Below are 4,252 nucleotides of genomic sequence, written 5' to 3'. Positions count from 1 at the left end.
ATTAGTTGGCAGTTTATTTTCTGATTTTCTTTAACCACATGGGCACATAGATTTTTTTACTTCTTAATTACCTTTAGCACTTGTTTATTGTTATTAATATCTATTACATGCAGCATATAACATCCTGAATCTAATACACTACAATCAATTGTGTTATTTGAGGGTGATAAGATTCCTTGTTTTATGATTCTACCTTGTAGATTATACATAGTATAGTTTGAAGGTTCTTTGATATCAATAGTTAGAATATCGTTTACTGGGTTTGGATAAAAGTTTAAACCTTGTTCTTTATCAAAATTATCGGTACTTGCCGTAGAACAGGGAGTTGTTGCATATTTTGCTATAAAAAAATCGGTTTGTGAACCTTCGTTGATTAATGTAGTACCATTTATAGTTAAATGATGACCAAAACCACCTCCAATTATATAATCACCAGATGAGTCTACTGCTAATGCTGAACCGTTATCTTCATAACCTACATCACCAGATATTTTATTTAAACCAATACAATCACCTGTTACAGTATTAAAACGAGCAAATAGAATTTCAGTACCTTCATTTGAATTAGAGACAAACATACTTTGTGTTCCCCAAGTATAATTAGGACCAAAACATGAACTTACTAATCCTATTTCAGTTCCATTTATTGCTAAACCAGTACCTTCGTACACACCAATTCCCTGAGAAACTGAACTCCATAAGACATTTGAACCATTAGGATTTAATTTAATAAGATAAGATTTAGCATATAAAGTAGCGCTTGAAACACCCATAAATGAGCCAACATTGTTCCCATCTAATTTACCCGCAAAATAAATATTGTTTAAATTATCAGTAACTAAGTCATATGATTGAAAACTTAATCCATTTGCACCAACAGCATCTTGCTGATGCCATAATTTCTGACCATTTACATCATAACTGGCAATAAAAAAAGAACCCGTTATTGTATCAGTTCCTAAAGTTGCAGAAGCTGTTCCTGAATTCGATTTATTAGCGGTCAGGTAATACTGACCTGTTTGAGGATTGCGATAAAAACGCAAAGTTTGTCCAAAGGCACCACTAACTGAAAAGTCCATAAGAGTAGCACTTATAAAAGCACCAGTAGTATCGTATTTAAACACAAAAAATTTTGTGGTTGATTCTGTGCTTGTAAATGCTCCATTTGCATAAGTGCCCGGTGGTATAGCTACAAACCAATAACTATTACCTAAAGAATCTACTTCAAGACCTAGAGAACCAGTTTGACTAAATCCAACACTAATACTAACAGAGCTGCTTTGAGGACGTTTAAACCACTGCATTACTCCATTAGTGTTAAATTTTACTAAAAAAATCAAACTACAATCTTGTGGAGTTTGAGAAATAATAACATCTCCTTCAATTTGAGCAGGATATGATGTGTTGGTCTGACAGTTACCAAATTTACCTGCCACATATACATTACCTAACCCATCTGTTGATAAATGCATAGTTTCAAATCCTTGCCCTCCTATAGTTTTAGACCATCTATAAGAGCCATCACAACTAAAACTACTTAAAACATAATCAAATTCTAATTGACTGTCAAAATAAGGCCTTGTATTAGTATCAACATCTAAACCTGCACTGGTAACTCTTGAAATAGTATAAATATTGTTATTTGTATCGGTAACTATTTTCATAGATTCTTCTGCCCTAATAGTTAATCATCCTGAAGAAATACTATTGTTTCCTCCTCCACGTTTTCCCCATTGAAAGGATTGGCTAAAGGTTAGGTTACTTATTATTAATGTTAGGAGTAGTAGTTTTTTCATATACTTGAAAATCAGTTTATTGTTGCAATATAATAATTTTATCCGAAAAATAATACATAAAAGTGTTCAGTTATTAGTTGGCAGTTTATTTTCTGATTTTCTTTAACCACATGGGCACATAGATTTTACTTTGTGTTTCAGTCGTTTTACTATAAAAAGAAAACATAGCTATTACTCGTTTAAATGACTCATGAGTAAAAAAAAACACCTCCAAATTGGAAGTGTTTTTATATTTGATTTATTAGAAAATTATTTTCCTAACATACCATCTTTTAAATCATCATCAGCTGGTTTTTTACCTAACCAAATTCCGAATAATGCCTTTTTGAAATCATATCCATCAATAGAACCTTTTTTTGCTCCATTTTTATAAACATGAACTTCATTTCCATCATACATAATGATAAAAACATCTCCTTTAGTTATTTTGTCTTTGAAGAAACCTTTAAATTTATCAATTTTTGTTTTTAAAGAAGCTGTATTTTTATTGGTTGCATTTTCAAAACCTTCATTAACTGCATTGATCATTTTTTCAGAAGTAATCATTCCAGAAACAATGTTTAATTTTATGGCTGCAGCATCTTTACTATCAATCACATCTTGACCATTTGTTGTCTTTTTAGTAGTATATAAAGATCCAACATAAAGATCCATCCAAAATTTCTCTCTAATTCCTGCACCGTTTAAAGTAAGGTTTTTTCCGTCTAGAGAAAGTTTATCATCCACTTTTACTCCAGAAACTGTTTTTTGCGCATTCATTGAAAATGTTGCGATAACTACTAATAATAAGGCTAAAATCTGCTTTTTCATGTTTATTGGTTTTAATTTTTGTTAAATATATAAATTTTTTCTTTTCAATTTGTTAATTGCAGCATTTAATTCGAATCCTAATAAAAGAACCATACAGTTGATCCATATGTAAAACATAAGTACAAGAAGTGTGCCAATGGAACCATATAATTCGTTATAACGAGCAAATTTTTCTACATAAATACCAAAAATATAAGAGGAAAGTATAATTAAAATTGTAGTAAATATAGCTCCTGAACTAATGAATTTAATGTTTGTAGTTTCCTTAGTTCCATATTTATATAAGGTAGAAGTCGTAATTAAAATCATTAAAATTACAAATGCATATCTTCCCCATTCTATTAATGAAATATTATCTGAAAAATAATCTTGAATTTTAATTTTTTGAATAAAGACTTCAAAAACAATAATAGCAGCAACTGTAATTAACAAAAGAAATGATAGAATTAAAGACAAAGCTAACGAAATTAAATATTGCCTAAAATATCCACGCGTTAATGTAATATGTTCGCTCATTTCAAAACCTCCTAAAATAGCATTTACACCATTGGTCATTAAGAAAATCGATAAAATAAATCCCGTTGAAAGTAAGCCTTGATAACTGTTGTTTAAAATATCCATTATGATTTTATCAATAGCTTCAAAAGTATTTGGAGGAACATTTTGAGCAATAAAATTAATAAAATCGACTTGAAAATCTTTTATAGGAATGTAAGGAATCAAATTCAGAATAAATAAAGCAAAAGGAAACAAAGCCATAAAAAAACTAAATGCTATAGCACTAGCTCTGTATGAAAATGCCCCTTTAAAAATTCCTAAAATATATAACTCAAGGATATCATAAAGTGACATTCCTTCTATTAAGGACTTAAATTTTATCTCTTTGGTAAAACGAACTAATTGTCTTACAACAGGGATTTTTTCGAGTTTTTGTTCTATTAATTCTGACATAAATTTATAAAGCCTTTAAGCTTAAATCTAAGTTATAAACTGAATGCGTTAAAGCACCAGATGAAATATAATCAACTCCACACAAAGCATACTCACGAATGGTTTTTTCGTTGATATTTCCAGATGATTCGGTTAGACATTTATCCCCAATAAATGCTACGGCTTTCTTGGTTGTTTCAAAATCAAAGTTATCTAATAAAATTCTATAAACGCCACCAGCTTCTATAATTTGTTCGACTTCATTCATATCTCTAGCTTCTACAATAATTTTTAAGTCTTTATTATTGTCTTTTAAATAATGTTTAGTTTTTTCAATGGCTTGAGCAATTCCTCCAGCAAAATCAATATGGTTGTCTTTCAGCATAATCATATCATACAAAGCAAAACGATGATTTTCTCCACCACCAATTTTGACAGCCCATTTTTCGGTAGCTCGAAAGCCTGGAGTTGTTTTTCTAGTATCTAATATTTTTGCTTTTGCATCACCAATTAAACCTACAAACATTCGCGTTTTTGTAGCAATTGCACTCATGCGTTGCATTGAATTTAAGACCAAACGTTCGGCCTTTAAAATCGATTGTGATCTTCCTGAAACATGAAAAACGATATCACCATACTTCACTTTTTCACCATCATTGATAAATGTTTCCAGTTCCATATCTGAATCCACGTAATTGAAAATCATTTTGGCAAAT

4 protein-coding genes are annotated in these 4,252 nt (G+C 30.2%); all 4 read right to left on the bottom strand.

The features are described from left to right. Positions 1 to 56: 56 nt before the first annotated feature. Complete coding sequence (locus AACZ53_RS13995; protein WP_339839727.1) at positions 57 to 1,664, bottom strand: T9SS type A sorting domain-containing protein; 1,608 nt, start codon at positions 1,662 to 1,664, stop codon at positions 57 to 59. Positions 1,665 to 2,045: 381 nt separating this feature from the next. Then, entirely contained in the window at positions 2,046 to 2,606 is a 561-nt protein-coding gene (locus AACZ53_RS13990) for a chalcone isomerase family protein (RefSeq protein WP_339839724.1), read from the bottom strand. A gap of 21 nt (positions 2,607 to 2,627) precedes the next feature. Then, entirely contained in the window at positions 2,628 to 3,557 is a 930-nt protein-coding gene (locus AACZ53_RS13985; RefSeq protein WP_339839721.1) for a YihY/virulence factor BrkB family protein, read from the bottom strand. A gap of 4 nt (positions 3,558 to 3,561) precedes the next feature. Continuing rightward, positions 3,562 to 4,252, bottom strand: a 691-nt coding sequence (gene nadC, locus AACZ53_RS13980) for a carboxylating nicotinate-nucleotide diphosphorylase (protein WP_339839718.1), incomplete at its 5' end; no start/stop codon positions are given.

This window comes from uncultured Flavobacterium sp., assembly GCF_963975005.1.
GTDB lineage: Bacteria > Bacteroidota > Bacteroidia > Flavobacteriales > Flavobacteriaceae > Flavobacterium.
Note: the sequence above shows the minus strand (reverse complement) of the source record. Positions and strands in the feature narration are given on the sequence as shown.

What these genes read in the sequence shown, in the direction of transcription:
- AACZ53_RS13995 (WP_339839727.1), bottom strand. Translation starts at nt 1,664, where the DNA reads ATGAAAATAGTTACCGATACAAATAACAATATTTATACTATTTCAAGA.
- AACZ53_RS13990 (WP_339839724.1), bottom strand. Translation starts at nt 2,606, where the DNA reads ATGAAAAAGCAGATTTTAGCCTTATTATTAGTAGTTATCGCAACATTT.
- AACZ53_RS13985 (WP_339839721.1), bottom strand. Translation starts at nt 3,557, where the DNA reads ATGTCAGAATTAATAGAACAAAAACTCGAAAAAATCCCTGTTGTAAGA.